1 protein-coding gene is annotated in these 307 nt (G+C 53.1%); it reads right to left on the bottom strand.

All coding sequences use genetic code 11. The features are described 5' to 3' along the window. A partial coding sequence (locus tag ACOSP6_RS00250) for a hypothetical protein (protein WP_422095667.1) occupies window positions 1–307 on the bottom strand: 307 nt, incomplete at both ends.

Here is a 307-nt window from a genome sequence, read left to right as displayed (position 1 = left end):
TCCCGTGCTTCCTGTTGCTCCAGTTTCACCAGTAGCTCCTGTATTTCCTGTAGCCCCAGTTTCACCAGTAGCACCTGTACTTCCTGTTGCTCCAGTATTTCCTGAAGCACCAGTTTCACCCGTTGCACCTGTGTTTCCTGTGGCTCCAGTTTCACCCGTTGCACCTGTGTTTCCTGTAGCTCCGGTTACACCCGTTGCTCCCGTACTTCCTGTGGCTCCTGTACTTCCTGTAGCACCTGTATTTCCTGTAGCACCAGTTTCACCCGTTGCACCTGTGTTTCCTGTGGCTCCGGTTACACCTGTAGCT

This window comes from Tenacibaculum sp. MEBiC06402, assembly GCF_049239625.1.
Classification (GTDB): Bacteria; Bacteroidota; Bacteroidia; order Flavobacteriales; family Flavobacteriaceae; genus Polaribacter.
Note: the sequence above shows the minus strand (reverse complement) of the source record. Positions and strands in the feature narration are given on the sequence as shown.